The organism is candidate division KSB1 bacterium (assembly GCA_034506255.1).
Taxonomy (GTDB): domain Bacteria; phylum Zhuqueibacterota; class Zhuqueibacteria; order Zhuqueibacterales; family Zhuqueibacteraceae; genus Coneutiohabitans; species Coneutiohabitans thermophilus.
Map to the genome: position 1 here is coordinate 258971 of JAPDPX010000002.1, position 14435 is coordinate 273405.

Below are 14435 nucleotides of genomic sequence, written 5' to 3' on the forward strand. Positions count from 1 at the left end.
GAGCATCGCCAGCGTGACGGTGAACATTACCGACAACGATGCGGCGGGCGTCACCATCACCGAATCGGGCGGGAGCACGGATGTGACCGAGGGCGGCGCGACGGACAGCTACACGGTGGTGCTCAACACCGTGCCGACGGACAATGTCACGATTTCTTTTGCCACCGGCAGCCAGTTGCAGCCGATGGCGGCGCTCACTTTCACGCCGGCGAATGCGCTGACGCCGCAGACGGTGACGGTGAGCGCGGTGGATGATGCGGTTGCCGAGGGCAGCCACACCGGCACGATTGCGCACAGTGCCAGCAGCAGCGATGGCAATTACAATGGTCTGAGCATCGCCAGCGTGACGGTGAACATTACCGACAACGATGTGGCACCACCGCCAGTGAAGCCCTTCGTTTTTCTCGCCAATACGCTCACGCTCAAACGCACGAAGCAGGCGACACCGGCGGGCGACATGCATGCAAATGGCTGGCTGACAGTCGAGAAGGGCACGCCGAGCACGTACAATTCCAATCTTACCGCGGTGGGGAAAATCACCATTCAGAAGGACAACACCATCAATGGTGATGTGACTTCCGCGACGGCGATCAGCAACGCCGGCACGATCACGGGCACGTCCGGTATTGCGCCGGTGGCGCCGGAGCCGCTGCCGAGCCTGAGCTATTCTGCCGGCGGGCCAACCCAGACCGTACCACAAAATGGGACGCTGGTTTTGGCGCCCGGTTCATACAACCATGTCATCCTGAACAGCTTCAGCACGCTCCAGCTCAGCAGCGGCGAGTACTTTTTCACGTCGCTCAGATACAGCAACAGCGCAGTGACCTCGGCGGTCATCACAATCGATCTGAGCAGCGGTGATCCAATCACGCTGAATGTCGTCAGCAACCTCGCGCTTGGCCCCGAAATCGAAATCCGGCTGCTGCCCAATGGCGAGGGCGACAGCGAACTGGTCACGTTCAACACGCTGCAAAGCACGAATGTGACCCTGGGCCGCGAGGCGTATTTGCTCGGCAGTTTCAACGCGCCGAACGCGAAGATGACGCTGGCCAAGAACAGCCAGTTGCGCGGCGCGTTGTGTGCCAATGAGATCGTGGTGGAGCGTGATTGTCTGTTCCTGCATCATGCGTCGCCGGGCAGTTTGCCGGGACCGGGTAATTTGCCGAAGTCTGCCCTGGAAGATGAAGTCACCGACAACCCGCAGCCGGTCACCAGCTACGAGTTGCAGCAGAACTATCCCAACCCGTTCAATCCCACGACGACGATCCGGTTCGCGCTGCCGCGGGCGGGCGAGGTGAGTCTGGCGATCTTCAACACCAACGGGCAGCTTGTGAAGCAAGTGGCAAGCGGCAAGTATGCCAGTGGCAGGCATCAAATCGTGTGGGATGCGACCGACGAACGCGGCCAGCGCGTAGCGAGCGGGGTGTATCTCCTGGTGCTCAAAGCGGGAGAATTTACCGCGCAGAGGAAACTTGTGTTGATGAAGTAATTTTGTGAAGGGCGAGGGGTGATGAGTGAAGGGGGCGTCTTTCGTCCCTCACTCCTCGCTCATCGTTTCTCGCCGTGCAGAGGAAACCGGTGCTGGAGCGCAGGCATCCGTGCCTGCAGCCAGGAGGTCTGCGCCATGTTGATCGCCCATCGCAAACAGGTTTTGCGGCGCGGACACGGGCGGAGGAAAAAGGCAGGGCGAAAGACGGAGGTTGCGTCTTTCGCCCTTTGTTTTTCATCTCACTTTTGCCCGGCTCTCTCATCCGGTCGCCAGCGCGGGGACTGGCACACGCGACAACGCAACCGGCGGCACTTTCAGGCAGTGCCTGGCGGCTCCTCTACGGCTTGAATCTGCACGCGGCCGCCGCTCCAGTCGGTCAGGCTGCTGCGAAATGCCGGCTCCAGATCCCGGCGAATCACGACCAGACGGCTGATCGCCGTGCCGAAGTCGCTGGCCAGCGTTTTGGCTTGATATTGATGCAGGGCTTTTTCCACCGCGGCGGAATGGTGGTAGGAGTAGGTCAGGCGCAGATGAGTGCGGGGATGCAGCGGCACCAGGGTGGCGCGCGCAATTGCGGCTTGCACCGCGCTGCTGTAGGCCCGCATCAAGCCGCCGATGCCGAGTTTGGTGCCGCCAAAATATCTGGAGACCACGGCCACGAGGTTGGTGAGTTGATGGGCGGCGAGGGTCTGCAACATCGGCCTGCCGGCGCTGCCGGAAGGCTCCTGCGCATCGCTGCTGTGGGCGAGCAACTGCTCACCCAAGCCGAGGCGAAAGGCGTAACAGTTGTGGCGGGCATCGGCAAATTGCCGGGCGCGCGCCGCGATCAGGGCCTCGGCCTGCGCGCGTGATTGTGCGGGCGCCAGCCAGGCAATGAAACGCGAGTCCCTCACCCGCACTTCGGCTTCGCAGGCGGCGGCAATGGTGTGGAAAGGTTTCGCCGCCTCAGTCAAGCATCCAATCCTCGAGGTTGAAACCGCGCAGTTGCGCCAGGCGCACGATGGTTTCACCGATTTTGTTGTTCGGTGTGGAGGCCCCGGCGGTGATGCCGATCTTCAGCTCGCCGGTCGGCAGCCAGTTGCTGGTGGTGATTTCGTCGGGCTGGCCCGCAGGCTTGTGGCGCAGCGTGCGGGCATCCACCAGGCAGGCGGCATCGTCGATGTGATAGGCATGGGTGTGCTGCCCCGCAATCTCGACGAGATGATTGGTGTTGCTGCTGTTGTAGCCGCCGATGACGAGCATGAGATCGAGGCCGTGGTTTTGCACCAGCTCCAGCACGGCATCCTGGCGGTCCTGGGTGGCGCTGCAAATCGTATCGAAGTTGCGGAAATGCCGGTCGATTTCGGCGGCGCCGTACTTTTCGATCATCGCGCTTTTGAGACGTTCGGCAATCGCCAGGGATTCGCTGGAGAGCATGGTGGTTTGATTGGCGACGCCAATTTTGACAAGATCGTGATCGGGATCGAAGCCCGGTGAAACCGCCGGGCGGAAGCGCGTCAAAAATTCCGCGCGGGAGAGACGGCCGGCGAGGAAGGCGCACACCTCCTCGGTTTCCGCCATGTCGCGCACCACGAGATAGCGGCCGTTGGGATATTTCAGGGCCTGGCTGCTGGTGGCGCGCGTTTCCTCGTGCGCATATTTGCCGTGAATCACCGCGGTGAAACCGTCGCGGGCGTATTGCTCCACCCGTTTCCAAACATTCAACACCGAACCGCAGGTGGTGTCCACCAGGATGCAGCCGATGGCGGAGAGCTGGCGGAATTGCTCGCGGGTGACGCCGAACGCGGGCAGAATGACGACGTCCTCCGGCCGCAGCATGCGGTAGTCGTTGCTCCGGCTGTACTGCCCGCTCAGGAAATTGATTTCCATCTCGAGCATGCGCCGGTTGACGTGTGGATTGTGAATGATTTCGCCGGTGAGAAAAATGCGGCGGTCGGGAAATTTTTCCCGCGCCTGATAGGCATACTCGACAGCGCGTTCGACGCCGTAGCAAAAACCGAATTCCCTGGCGAGATGAAACTGCAGATTGCCGGCGCGCAGCACATACTGGTGGCGGCGCAGATAGTCCACCACCCGGCTGTGATAATCACGCGCCAGTTGTTCCTGTGCGAAGGCCTTCAGGCCAAGCCCTTTTTGAAAATAAGTTCCGCTGTGCGGCGGCGTCGAAGTGATCTGACTCAAAGAAGGGTCCTCTCTATTTGTGATATTTTTCGCCGCGCAGAATCGTGCCGGCGCGATAAAGCTGCTCCAGCAGCACGATGCGGGCCAGCTCATGCGGCAGGGTCATGGGCGAGAGCGACAGCCGTTCCTGCGCACAGTTGCGCACGGTTGCGCTCAGACCCAGCGGACCGCCCAGCACGAAATCGATGGCGCGCGGCCCGTGCTCCAGCAGGTGTTGCAGCCAGCGCGTGAACGCCTGCGTGTCCCGCCGCCGGCCCTGGGCCTCCAGCACCACCAGGTGTGCCTGGCGGCGCAAGGCTTGTTGGATGTCCGCCCCCTCCGCCGCGACCGCCTCCGCCTCCGAAAGTCCCCTGCCCACGCGATCCCTGATATCCACCACCTCGAGGGTGAAATAGTGCTGCAGCCGCTGCTGATAATCGCGTGCCGCAGCGAGCCAGTGTGACTGGCGCAGCTTGCCCACCGCGACGATGCGAAGCTCCAGAGGGAAACGCGCCATGCTTGCTCCGCGGCCGCCTGCCACTGTCAACGCGCCGCCAGGCCGCCGGCGTGGGACGCGCGCAGGCGGCGGGTAGGGTTTAGAATTCGAAATGCTCGCCGGGGTTGAGAATCACCACGCGCGTTTTGCCGCCGGCAAGCCGTTCGGCAAACTCACGCGGGTCGGCGGCGATGACCGGAAAAGTGTTGTAGTGCATCGGAATCACGATGCGGGGTTGCAGAAACTCGACGGCCTGAACGGCATCCGCGATGCCCATGGTGTAGTTGTCCCCGATGGGCAGCAGGGCGACATCGATGGCATGGCGCTGGCCGATGAGCTGCATGTCGAGAAACAATCCCGTGTCGCCGGAGTGATAGACCACCTTGTCGGCGGCGGTAATCAGGAAGCCCGCGGGACTGCCCATGTACAGAATGCCGTCGGCGGTTTCATACCCCGAGCCGTGATGTGCGATGGTCAGCTTGACACGGCCAAAGGGAAAAGCCCGGCTGCCGCCGATGCTCATGCCGTGAGCCTCGACGCCCTGTTTGCCGCAAAACGTCGCAATCTCATGATTCGCGATGATGCGGGCGCCGGTGCGGCGTGCAATCGCGACGGCATCACCGACATGATCCCCGTGACCGTGGGAAATCAAAATGAAATCGCAGACGATTTCCTCCGCTTTCACCGGCGCCACCGGGTTGCCGGTGAGAAAAGGATCGAGCAACAGACGATGTGTTCCGGTTTCCAGCAGAAAACAGGAATGCCCAAGAAATGTGAGTTTCATGACGCCTCTCCTCATGTTTTGGGCAACCGCAACCGCGCCGGACTGCCCGGCAGGCACCAGGCCGCGTGCCGGGGCTCTCAGCTCATCTGGCGGTGGCCGATGAGCTGCATGAATTCTTCGCGGCAGGCACGGTCATCGTGAAAGATGCCGAGCAGCGCGCTGTTGGTCACCACCGTGTTTTGTTTTTGAATGCCGCGCATCATCATGCAGAGATGCCGCGCTTCGGTCACCACCGCGACACCGGCGGGGCGCAGGACTTCCATAAGCGTCCTGGCGATCTCGTTGGTCATGCGTTCCTGCACCTGCAGCCGGCGGGCAAACACTTCGACGATGCGGGGGATTTTGCTCAGCCCCACCACCCGCCCGTCGGGAATGTAGGCCACATGGCAGCGGCCGTAGAACGGCAGCAGATGATGTTCGCACAGGCTGTAAAAATCGATATCCTTGACGATCACCATCTCGCTGTACTGCTCGTCGAACAGGGCATTGTTGAGAATCGCCTGCACGTCGCTGTGATAGCCGGCGGTGAGAAAGGCATAGGCATCGGCGACCCGCCGGGGGGTGCGCAGCAGCCCCTGGCGGCGGGGATCCTCGCCCAGTTGTTCGAGCAGCTCATGAATCAGCGCCATGATGCGGCTGTGGCCGGCGCGTTCCGCGCGCGGCCCGGTTTCATGATTAAAGGCATCGTCAACAAAGGTCAATGCCGCGGGCACGCCGTCCGCCGAAGCCTCCGGTTTGACCTCACTCTGTTGCTGTTGTCGTTTGGGATCGAACATAACAATTGGTGCTCAGGGTTGGGGCATGATCCGCACGGCCTGGCAGGCGGGCGCGCCACCCGCCGCCGGGAACAACAGCGCGAGCAGGGTGAGCACGGCAACGACCGCGAGGGCCAGCAGGATGAAATGCCGGCGTATGGTTTTTTGTCTGTCATCAGCCATGCGAGGGTCCCCCGGCTGCCGTGTCCGGCGCGACAGTGGTTGGGCTTGCAGGTTGAAATAATCGTCCCTGATAGGTGCCACGGCGCCGCATCTCGGCGGTGATGCCGTGGATGATTTCCGCGCGCGAGAGATGCCAGCGCGGCGCGATCAGCAACGCGCGTGGCGTCTCGCCGTGCAGCCGTTCGATGACGATCGCCGGCGACAGGCGTTCGAGAAAGCGGATGACCAGCGACACCCACTCCTCGTAGGAAAAGACATGAAACGGCTGCTGCTGGTATTGCCGCGCCAGTTCCGTGTGTTTGACCACGTGCAGGTTGTGGAGCTTGATGATTTGCACATCGAGGGTGTTGATCACCTCCGCCATTGCCAGCCACTGTGCCTCGGTTTCATTGGGAAAACCGAGGATGACGTGCAGTGTCACCGGCAGGCCGAAAGCCCGCGCCTGTGCGATCGCCGCACGCGTGCAGGCAAAATCATGGCCGCGGTTGATCCGGCGCAGGGTGTCGTCATAAATCGACTCCAGGCCGAATTCGAGAGTGATGTGGGTTTCGCGCGCCAGCCGCGCCAGCATGGCCAGTCTGGCCTCGTCCACGCAGTCGGGCCGTGTGCCGATTGCCAGCCCCACGACCTGCGGATGCTGCAACGCATCGCGAAACAGGGTCTCCAAATGTTCCACCGGTGCGTAGGTGTTGCTGTAGGGCTGAAAGTAGACGAGGAAGCGCCGTGCTGCGAAGCGTTGTTCGAGAAACCGTATGCCGGTTTCGATCTGATCGCGCACGGAATATTTGGGCCGCGCGCTTTCCGGGGTGAAGCTGACAATGTTGCAATAGGTGCAGCCGCCGCGCCCCACCGTGCCGTCACGGTTGGGGCAGGTGAAGCCGGCATGCACACTGACCTTGTGCACCCGTTCGCCGAACTTCTCCTGCAGGTAGCGGCCGTAGGCGTTGTAAAGTGGCGGTGTCGTTTTGCGTGCACTCATATTGTCACGTTTTATCTGCCCGGCAAGGTTGCCACCCCGGCCGCTCCGTGGTTTGCCAGGACGGGAGCATTCGGGAGGCGCGGCGCTTTGCACTGCCATGACCGGGCCGTAGCGCAAACACGCTTGTTGCAAGGCTGCCGCTTCGCACCACGGCTAATTCCCGGAAAAAGTCTTCGCCAGTTCCCCGGCAAACAGCGAAACCGCAGAGGCGCCTTCGGCGGTCAGGAGATTGCCGTCGCGTTCGACCTTGCTGCCGGTGTAATCCGCACCGAAGTTCGCGAGTTTTTCGAATACGGAGATGTGACCGGTGACTTTTTTGCCTTTCAACAGACCGGCCGCGCCCAGCGCCACGGTGGCGCGGTCAATCGCAGCGATGGGTTTGCCCGCGCGCGCGTGGGCGCGCAAAATCTCGTGGACTTTGTAATCATACCAGTACTGGCTGGCGCCGTGGCCGCCGATCAACACCACACCGGCATAGTCCTCGGGATTGACCTGGTCGATCAGCAGGTCCGTGGCGACGGTTTCTCCGCGGCTGCCAGTCACACCATCGGGCACGGTGGAGGCCACCACCACTTTCAGACCGCGCTGTTCCAAAGCGGCGCGCGCCGTTTCGTATTCTTCCTGGCGAAAAGCATGGGACGGCAAGACAAACAAGATGGCCCGGCCGTTCTTGCTCATGATCTGCTTCCTCCTCCACAATCGCTGTTTGCTCTGAATCACCAATTGCCCGGCTGTGCCCGGCGGATTCATGGCCGTGCCGGAGATTCAGCAAAAGCCCTCCGCCCGGACACCGCCCGCGCCGGCGTTGCACCTGACACCCGCGGCCGGCGCGACGAACCCAATGCCGGCTCACTTGCGCACGGCAAATCCCAGGATTTTTTCCACCGCCTGCACTTTCTCCTCCGGCAGCCGTTCCTGTCCCTTGAAATCGTCGATTTTGATGCGGGTCAGGACGCGATCATGCTGCTGCCGCACGGCGTCGTGACAGCGGCGCACCACGGCCATGACCGGCTCCCATTCACCGACGATCACCGTACCCATCGGTGTCAGACGATATTCCAGACCGCTTTCATGGATGATCTTGACCGCGGCCGCGACTGCCGCACCGAGGTGGGCTTCCCGGCTCACCGGCACGATGCTGAGCTCAACCATCATGTCACAGTATCCTCTCGTTGCGTTTGAGAATCGCGCGCAGCCTGGGGCACGCTGTGTGCCTGACAGCCCTCGACCCAGTAGCTGCCGTCCGGGCGAAATTCCTTTTTCCAAATGGGCACGGCATGTTTGATCGTGTCGATCACAAAACGGCAGGCGGCAAAGGCATCGGCGCGATGCGTGCACGCCACCGCAATGGCCACGCTCACCTCGCCGAGCGCGAGCCGGCCCAGGCGGTGCGCGATGGCCAGCTTGCGCACCGGCCAGCGCCGCCGGGCCTCTTCTGCGATTTTCTGCATCTGCCTCAGGGCCATGCTGTCATAGGCCTCATACTCCAGGCCGGTGACCTGTTGTCCCCGGGAATGATCACGCACCCGCCCGAGAAAGACGACGACACCACCGCTGCCGTGGTCATCCACCTGTGCCAGCAGCTCCGCCAGATCAATGGGTTTGTCGGTCAGGGCAATCATGCGTTCCGGCTGAAAAAACTGTCAGGCTTGTTTCGGGTTTGAATGACAAGGGGAAGTTAAAAGAGTCGGGCAGAATCTCAAGTGCTTTGTTCGCCGCCACTCACCGGCGGCAGCAGCGCCAGTTCGCGCGCCTGAGTGAGCACCACCCGGGCCGGCACAAATTCGCCGTCCACTGCAAACGCGAGGGTTTTGAGATGCGGGCCCAACCGGGGATATTGTGCGGCGAGTCGTTCGGCAATTTCCAGCGGCGTCAGCGGGCCGGGCAGTTCCATTTCGATTTCGCGGCTGCCCACGGCCTCGCGCAAACCGGCATACAGGAGAATCCGAATTTTCATGTTGCGGTCTTGGAATACTTCAGGGCGGTGAGATGATCAAAACCGCGGTGGGCGGGATTTACCTGAAAGTCCCGGTAGATCGCGCGGCACTGGTAGCAAATGGTCACCGTCGGCAGGAGGTAATAAAGTGCGAAATCGAGCGCGGTGGCGAGCAACAGGCTGAGAAATTTGGTGTGATAGCTGAACAGCACGCCGATCGCAAAGATGAGCAGGCCGAGGCGGGGGTTGAAGTCTTTCTGCAAATAAAAGCCCTGATTGCCGCACACCGCGCACTGCTCGATCTGGCCGGATTGCCGGCTGTGATCGGAGAAGGTGAGCGTCACGGTTTGACCGCAGCGGCGGCACTGGATCAGCGGGGTGTCGCTCCCGGCTTGGTTTTCCGCCCGGCAGTGCGGGCAGAGGAATTCGACGGTCATGGGTGATTTCGGGGGCATGGTTCGAACAGCCGCAGGGCGGCGGGTTTCAGTTGAGTTCGGGATCCTCCGGCACGACGCGCATGCTGGCCACCACCTGGCGCAGTTTCGCGGCATAATTCAGGCGGCCGTCGACGATGCCCTGCACCACGTCCAGCCGCTTTTCCACGGCCGGCATTTCCAGCAGTTGCTGCTTGTCGCTTACGGGGATATCGAGGATCGCGGCGACTTGATTAACCACCATTTCGAGCGAGGCGCTGCGGTCCCAGCGATTGTCATCCAGGTCGATGCCCAGCACTTGATTGAAATAGGTGAAGAAACGTTCGAGCAAATGATCGCGTGCGCGCAACTGCTCATGGGTCTCGCGCGCTGAGGGCGTGTCATCCAGCAGATTGACCACCGCAATGCGATAGGGCTTGTCTTTCACGAATCGGACCAGCTCGAAACGGCGCAAGCCGTGCAACAGGATGTTGAAGCGGCCCTCGGGCAGACGCTCGTAGGCTTCGATGCGGCCCATGCAACCAATGCGATAAACCGCCGGCAGGCCGGCGCTGTCACGACCGCCACCATCCTTGAGAAGAATCATGCCGATCTGGCGCTCATGCTCCAGGGCGTCGTTTACCATTTGTTTGTACCGCGGCTCGAAGATATGCAGCGGCAACAGGATCTTGGGAAAGAAGACGACATTGGGCAGCGGGAAAATGGGCAAAACAATTGTCGCCATGATCGGCCTCCCAAACGCGGCAAGGTTCAGTTATGGTTCGGGAACAGGGGTGGATGCCGTGACGGACTTGCACCCTCCTCTCAGCGGGCCGGCGACGACAATCCGCGCCAGGCGCGTACAGGCCCAGTGCGCGGCCTCGGCCAGCACCGCATCAGGATGATCGCAGAAGCGTTCCGCCACCCGCCGCAAACCCGGCAGCCCGCTGTTGCCGATGGCGAGCAGCACGTTGCGCATCAGACCGCGCCATTTGGCGCGTTTCACCGGCGAATGCGTGAAGCGCCGGCGAAAGTCCTCCTCGCTCATTTCCGCCATTTGTTGCAGGGAGGGCGCCAGCAACCCCGGCCGCGGGGAAAACGCAGGGTCTGCCGTGGTCGCGGCCTTGCGGTTCCAGGGGCACACGTCCTGGCATATATCACAGCCGAAGAGATGCATGCCGAGCGGTGCCCGTAATTCCTCCGGTATGGCACCACGCAGTTCGATGGTCAAGTAAGAGATGCAGCGGCTGGCGTCCAGCACATAGGGCGCAACGAATGCCTGTGTCGGACAGGCCTCCAGGCAGCGCGTGCAACTGCCGCAGCGGTCGGGGGGCGGCGCATCCACCGGCAGCGCCAGATTGGTGATCAGCTCGCCGATGAAGAACCAACTGCCCAGGCGCTGGTTGATGAGATTGGTATTCTTGCCGAACCAGCCCAGGCCGGCATATTTGGCAAACACCCGGTCGAGCAGCGGCCCGGTGTCGGTGTAAAAGCGGCCTTGATAAGCCTCGCCCAGGCGCGCCGAGAGAAACTCATGCAGCGCGACCAGTTTGCGGCGCAGAATCTCATGATAGTCATCACCCCAGGCGTAGCGTGAAATCCAGCCACGGCCCGGTTCGCGTCTGGCAATGGAGAGCGGCTGCGGCGTATGATAAACCACACCGATGACAATTACGGACCTGGCCTCGGGCAGCAGACGACGCACGTCCATGCGACCGGGCAGTTGCCGGTGCAAATAAGCCATCTCGCCGGCATAGCCGGCCGCCAGCCAGCCGGGATAATGATGCAGCTCTTCAAAGAACGCAGCCGGTGCGACACCGAACAACTCACAACCCTGGGCGGCGGCCAGTGCCTGCAGTTCTTCCTTCAGACCGGCGGTCATCGCATTGGACATGCGGGCAACGCCTCTCGTGCAATTCGTCTCAACGCACCTGCAGCCGCCTGTATTTCCGCTCACAGCGCGACTTGCACTTCCCCGTTGCGGCTGCGCACCGCGTAGGTTTTGAGTTTGCGGGCGCGGTTGCCGAGATACTCGCCGGTGGTGACGTCGTACTGCCAGCCATGCCATGGACAGGTGATGACGGTACCCTGCAGCTCGCCCTCTTCGAGCGGGCCCTGGCGGTGGAGGCATTCCTGCTCGGTAGCGTAAAGTTGGCCGCCGACATTATAGAGCACGATCGTCCGGCCCTGCACTTCCACTTTGCGCACGGCGCCGACCGGGAGATCCTCTGCTTTACAGACTGTAACGAAATCACTCATGGCATTCTCCTTTTGTCCAAATCGCATGTCATCACGCCGAAGGAGGTCACGAGTAGAAATTCTGCTGAACAGGCCGGGCGGAATGGCCGCCGGGGTAACTGTTCAGCCACAGTTTGACCATCACTTCATCCTGCTCGGCAGGAATGCCGCGGCCACGCGCAGCAGATCAAACAGGGAGTTGAACCATTACTGTTTGTCATGAAAATATTTTTTTGCACCTGAATTTTTACTCCAACCTTAAGTTCCAAAATCCGCTCCGCAACCCAAAACTGTCATTCCGGAGGAATTTGCCATGTGCATTGGCACACCCATTACGATGAAAATGTCTGCAGGCAGGCTGGAAGCCTGCGCTACGGCATTTTCGTGGTAATCCTCCTGAGTACCGGGATAGATGCTTATTCTGACATTATCCCAAGCACTCAAGAAGATTCTTGCAGAATGACATTGGGGGGTGGAGGTGCCAACCTGACGCTGTACTAATTTTGCACCCAGATTGATTTCCTGCGCGAGATGCGTCGCTTTCAACGCGATGGCCAACCACCCAGCGGCTGAGGCATAAAAAATTTTGCCGGCCCCCGTGCGCTCAACTTCGGCAGGAGTGAGCTGTTTTTGATGAAGCAGCATCTCGCATTTCCCAAAACTTTGTTGGGAGTGACCGGCGTGGCCCTCCTCAAGAAGCCGCGTCAGATCAGGAGAAATTCTACAGGTCACGCCTGACGGAGTTTAAAGACATACAAGATTCCTCTATCTACAAACAGTTCACTCCTGCGGGAGTTTGGTAAACACGCCACTTCTTCCGGACAACAGCAAGCTCGCATGCAAAATTCAGGTTTTACACGCATGGTGTTCGCTCCTCAAAAGGCGTCTCCCCAAAGCTGCGGCTGATGTGTGCTGCTGGATTGAAAACACGCCCACTCCCCAATGCTGATTACGCTGAGCAACAAAACATTCCGGCGATCTTGACAGAGTGACAGGGCCTGCGGCGAGAGTTTGGCAGGTTCGCTGTTCCACCAGATAAACGTGTGCGTGTTCCGCGGCATCTTCATGTGTTGCCCGTCCAGAGGTCATCCGGCAAGCCGGGCGGGTCCAGCCTGTCCCTGGATGCAAACATGCTGCATGAGCCGCGCCAGGCACCAAACAAAGTGACAAGCGTCATGCCCTCACTGTGAATCCCTTCGACTCCTGGAGCAATCAGCGGGGGCAATTCTTGCAAGCGCGCTCGAGCTTCCTGCAAGTCATTTGTCTGGTCGGCATAGAACTTTTCCGTGTGAACCGATTCGCGGTCACATTGCGCTGGCTGACGCTGTTCCGTGCCGGTTCGAAAACGTTTCACGCCCGGCTGCGCCGGGGTTTCTCACGGCCGATTGTCACGACGCCGAGGATGCTGAGACACCGGCCCAGCCGTTGCAGGAATACGTTTTCCCACGCCGTGATTTGGGACGGGCACTATTTAGCGAATTTGTTTTTCATTTGCAAGCGTGTCGCTCGCCGAACTTCCGCGGCATGCCAGCGCCGCTTTTCCGCTGCAGTGACGGGAACGTACTCCGGCACGGCGACCGGCCGGCCCTGTTCGTTGAGGGCGACGAAGGTGAGATAGGCGGAGCTGGTATGCTTGCGTTCGCCGGTCAGCAAGTTTTCCGACCAAACTTTGACACCGATTTCCATGGAGGTGTGAAAAGCACGATTGAGGGCGGCGCGGATGATGATGAGTTCTCCGACTTTGACGGGGTGGTGAAATTCTAGGTAGTCCACACTGGCGGTGACCACGGCACGATGGCAGTGGCGCGAGGCGGCAACGGCCGCAGCAATGTCAATCAGGTGCATAACTTTGCCGCCCAGGATGTTGCCGAGCAGGTTGGCATCGTTCGGCAGCACGATCTCCGACATTTCGGCGGTGGTGGCAGCAACAAAGTCATTCGCGTTCTCTGGCGCGCGTGTGTGTGGGTTCATGGGCTGAGGTGTATCTCCATGCCTTCGTGGGCGGCATAAGCCGATTTGAAGAGAGTACGGGCATATTCCTGAATGCGATCCATGTCTTCATCCGCATGGCGCGGATCGTGATGAAACAGGATCAGCCTGCCCACCCGGGCCTTGCGCGCCACTTCGCAGGCCATTTCGACCGTGCTGTGGCCGAAGCCCTGGGTGGGGAAATGCGGGTCGGCATACTCGTCGTGGGTGTATTGGGCATCATGAATCAACACATCGGCATCGCGGGCAAACTCGATGAGACGCGCATCGCCGCCGGTGTAGCCCTCGATGTCGGAGGCATAAACCACTCGCCGGCCGTTGTTGGCGATCTTGAAGACGAAAACGCCGTCCTTGGGATGGGCATAGCTGCGCATGATGCTCACCAGCAGATCGCCGGGCTGCGACGGCGGCAATTCCTCCCGTGCGCTGTAAATTTGGGGAGCCCTGTCGGAGTTGCGGTAGAGCAGCCGGTCGGAATCCGCCAGGTTTTCGATGATCTTGTGGGCGTTCAATTCCTCCAGCCGCACCGGGCAATAGCGTGCCGTCATGGTGAGGGAGATGCTGTCGCGCAGATCGACACCCAGCAATTGCGGGCCATAAACATAAAGCCGCGTCCGGCTCGAATAGGCCGGCAGGAAGAACGGCAGGGCCTGAATATGATCGTGATGGGTGTGACTCAGCAGAATCGTGATGGGGTGGGGTTCCCGCGGTTCGTCCGCACCGGCCGCCTGATGTTCGGACATGATGAGGTCGCCGAGTGCAATCAGGCCGGTGCCGGCATCGAGAATGATGCGATGATAGGCGTTGCGAACTTCGACACAGGCGGTATTGCCGCCGTACCGGACAGTGTGCGGGCCGGGCACCGGATAGCTGCCCCGCACGCCCCAAAATCGAATCAAAAGCTCGGCAGGAGAAGGCCGGGCTTTCTCCGCTTGTGCCTGCCTCTCCGAACGATTTTGACTTTGCGCATGACCTGCGGCGGGGCTATCGTTGCTGGCCATAGAACTCCTCTC

At 60.8% G+C, this 14435-nt stretch carries 19 protein-coding genes; 1 reads left to right on the plus strand and 18 read right to left on the minus strand.

Annotated elements, in window-relative coordinates:
- Positions 1–1489: T9SS type A sorting domain-containing protein (locus tag ONB52_04640; GenBank protein MDZ7415433.1), on the plus strand; the 1489-nt coding region annotated here is incomplete at its 5' end.
- A gap of 314 nt (positions 1490–1803) precedes the next feature.
- Here ONB52_04640 and ONB52_04645 read toward each other — a convergent pair.
- The 18 genes from ONB52_04645 to ONB52_04730 all read right to left on the minus strand — a co-directional run bounded on the left by ONB52_04645 (position 1804) and on the right by ONB52_04730 (position 14423).
- Complete coding sequence (locus tag ONB52_04645; GenBank protein ID MDZ7415434.1) at positions 1804–2442, minus strand: IMPACT family protein; 639 nt, start codon at positions 2440–2442, stop codon at positions 1804–1806.
- Positions 2435–3670 (minus strand): 4-hydroxy-3-methylbut-2-enyl diphosphate reductase, encoded by a 1236-nt coding sequence (locus tag ONB52_04650; protein ID MDZ7415435.1) that lies wholly within the window; start codon positions 3668–3670, stop codon positions 2435–2437. The genes ONB52_04645 and ONB52_04650 overlap by 8 nt, the downstream gene beginning before the upstream one ends.
- Before the next feature lie 13 nt (positions 3671–3683).
- Positions 3684–4166 (minus strand): 23S rRNA (pseudouridine(1915)-N(3))-methyltransferase RlmH, encoded by a 483-nt coding sequence (locus tag ONB52_04655; protein ID MDZ7415436.1) that lies wholly within the window; start codon positions 4164–4166, stop codon positions 3684–3686.
- 79 nt (positions 4167–4245) lie between these two features.
- Positions 4246–4929 (minus strand): metal-dependent hydrolase, encoded by a 684-nt coding sequence (locus ONB52_04660; GenBank protein ID MDZ7415437.1) that lies wholly within the window; start codon positions 4927–4929, stop codon positions 4246–4248.
- A gap of 77 nt (positions 4930–5006) precedes the next feature.
- A complete protein-coding gene (folE, locus tag ONB52_04665) occupies positions 5007–5561 on the minus strand; it encodes a GTP cyclohydrolase I FolE (protein ID MDZ7415438.1) in 555 nt (184 codons plus the stop codon).
- Between the two features lie 156 nt (positions 5562–5717).
- Positions 5718–5867 (minus strand): hypothetical protein, encoded by a 150-nt coding sequence (locus tag ONB52_04670; GenBank protein MDZ7415439.1) that lies wholly within the window; start codon positions 5865–5867, stop codon positions 5718–5720.
- Positions 5860–6846, minus strand: a complete 987-nt coding sequence (locus ONB52_04675; protein MDZ7415440.1) for a TIGR01212 family radical SAM protein — start codon at positions 6844–6846, stop codon at positions 5860–5862. The genes ONB52_04670 and ONB52_04675 overlap by 8 nt, the downstream gene beginning before the upstream one ends.
- 153 nt (positions 6847–6999) lie before the next feature.
- A complete protein-coding gene (locus tag ONB52_04680; GenBank protein ID MDZ7415441.1) occupies positions 7000–7524 on the minus strand; it encodes a DJ-1/PfpI family protein in 525 nt (174 codons plus the stop codon).
- Between the two features lie 171 nt (positions 7525–7695).
- Positions 7696–8001: an MTH1187 family thiamine-binding protein gene (locus ONB52_04685; protein MDZ7415442.1), complete on the minus strand. Its 306-nt coding sequence runs from the start codon at positions 7999–8001 to the stop codon at positions 7696–7698.
- Positions 7998–8468 carry a molybdenum cofactor biosynthesis protein MoaE gene (locus tag ONB52_04690; protein ID MDZ7415443.1) on the minus strand — a complete coding sequence of 157 codons (471 nt, stop codon included), beginning with the start codon at positions 8466–8468 and terminating at the stop codon, positions 7998–8000. Before ONB52_04690 ends, ONB52_04685 begins: the two co-directional genes overlap by 4 nt.
- 77 nt (positions 8469–8545) lie before the next feature.
- The gene (locus tag ONB52_04695) at positions 8546–8803 is read right to left on the minus strand and encodes a MoaD/ThiS family protein (GenBank protein MDZ7415444.1); all 258 of its coding nucleotides are present in this window, start codon (positions 8801–8803) and stop codon (positions 8546–8548) included.
- Complete coding sequence (locus ONB52_04700) at positions 8800–9219, minus strand: hypothetical protein (GenBank protein MDZ7415445.1); 420 nt, start codon at positions 9217–9219, stop codon at positions 8800–8802. Before ONB52_04700 ends, ONB52_04695 begins: the two co-directional genes overlap by 4 nt.
- 46 nt (positions 9220–9265) lie before the next feature.
- Positions 9266–9940: an LON peptidase substrate-binding domain-containing protein gene (locus ONB52_04705; GenBank protein ID MDZ7415446.1), complete on the minus strand. Its 675-nt coding sequence runs from the start codon at positions 9938–9940 to the stop codon at positions 9266–9268.
- A gap of 30 nt (positions 9941–9970) precedes the next feature.
- Positions 9971–11089, minus strand: a complete 1119-nt coding sequence (gene queG / locus ONB52_04710) for a tRNA epoxyqueuosine(34) reductase QueG (protein ID MDZ7415447.1) — start codon at positions 11087–11089, stop codon at positions 9971–9973.
- 59 nt (positions 11090–11148) lie between these two features.
- Positions 11149–11454, minus strand: coding sequence for a Rieske (2Fe-2S) protein (locus tag ONB52_04715; protein MDZ7415448.1), 306 nt, complete (start codon positions 11452–11454; stop codon positions 11149–11151).
- A gap of 237 nt (positions 11455–11691) precedes the next feature.
- Positions 11692–12078 (minus strand): hypothetical protein, encoded by a 387-nt coding sequence (locus ONB52_04720; protein ID MDZ7415449.1) that lies wholly within the window; start codon positions 12076–12078, stop codon positions 11692–11694.
- Between the two features lie 822 nt (positions 12079–12900).
- Complete coding sequence (locus ONB52_04725) at positions 12901–13404, minus strand: acyl-CoA thioesterase (protein MDZ7415450.1); 504 nt, start codon at positions 13402–13404, stop codon at positions 12901–12903.
- Complete coding sequence (locus ONB52_04730) at positions 13401–14423, minus strand: MBL fold metallo-hydrolase (GenBank protein MDZ7415451.1); 1023 nt, start codon at positions 14421–14423, stop codon at positions 13401–13403. Before ONB52_04730 ends, ONB52_04725 begins: the two co-directional genes overlap by 4 nt.
- Positions 14424–14435: the final 12 nt, after the last annotated feature.

Bases quoted from the DNA above. Each gene is read 5' to 3' on its own strand.
- ONB52_04655 (MDZ7415436.1), bottom strand. From the start codon at position 4,166: ATGGCGCGTTTCCCTCTGGAGCTTCGCATCGTCGCGGTGGGCAAGCTG.
- ONB52_04660 (MDZ7415437.1), bottom strand. From the start codon at position 4,929: ATGAAACTCACATTTCTTGGGCATTCCTGTTTTCTGCTGGAAACCGGA.
- ONB52_04670 (MDZ7415439.1), bottom strand. From the start codon at position 5,867: ATGGCTGATGACAGACAAAAAACCATACGCCGGCATTTCATCCTGCTG.
- ONB52_04675 (MDZ7415440.1), bottom strand. From the start codon at position 6,846: ATGAGTGCACGCAAAACGACACCGCCACTTTACAACGCCTACGGCCGC.
- ONB52_04680 (MDZ7415441.1), bottom strand. From the start codon at position 7,524: ATGAGCAAGAACGGCCGGGCCATCTTGTTTGTCTTGCCGTCCCATGCT.
- ONB52_04685 (MDZ7415442.1), bottom strand. From the start codon at position 8,001: ATGATGGTTGAGCTCAGCATCGTGCCGGTGAGCCGGGAAGCCCACCTC.
- ONB52_04690 (MDZ7415443.1), bottom strand. From the start codon at position 8,468: ATGATTGCCCTGACCGACAAACCCATTGATCTGGCGGAGCTGCTGGCA.
- ONB52_04695 (MDZ7415444.1), bottom strand. From the start codon at position 8,803: ATGAAAATTCGGATTCTCCTGTATGCCGGTTTGCGCGAGGCCGTGGGC.
- ONB52_04700 (MDZ7415445.1), bottom strand. From the start codon at position 9,219: ATGACCGTCGAATTCCTCTGCCCGCACTGCCGGGCGGAAAACCAAGCC.
- ONB52_04705 (MDZ7415446.1), bottom strand. From the start codon at position 9,940: ATGGCGACAATTGTTTTGCCCATTTTCCCGCTGCCCAATGTCGTCTTC.
- queG (MDZ7415447.1), bottom strand. From the start codon at position 11,089: ATGTCCAATGCGATGACCGCCGGTCTGAAGGAAGAACTGCAGGCACTG.
- ONB52_04715 (MDZ7415448.1), bottom strand. From the start codon at position 11,454: ATGAGTGATTTCGTTACAGTCTGTAAAGCAGAGGATCTCCCGGTCGGC.
- ONB52_04720 (MDZ7415449.1), bottom strand. From the start codon at position 12,078: ATGCTGCTTCATCAAAAACAGCTCACTCCTGCCGAAGTTGAGCGCACG.
- ONB52_04725 (MDZ7415450.1), bottom strand. From the start codon at position 13,404: ATGAACCCACACACACGCGCGCCAGAGAACGCGAATGACTTTGTTGCT.
- ONB52_04730 (MDZ7415451.1), bottom strand. From the start codon at position 14,423: ATGGCCAGCAACGATAGCCCCGCCGCAGGTCATGCGCAAAGTCAAAAT.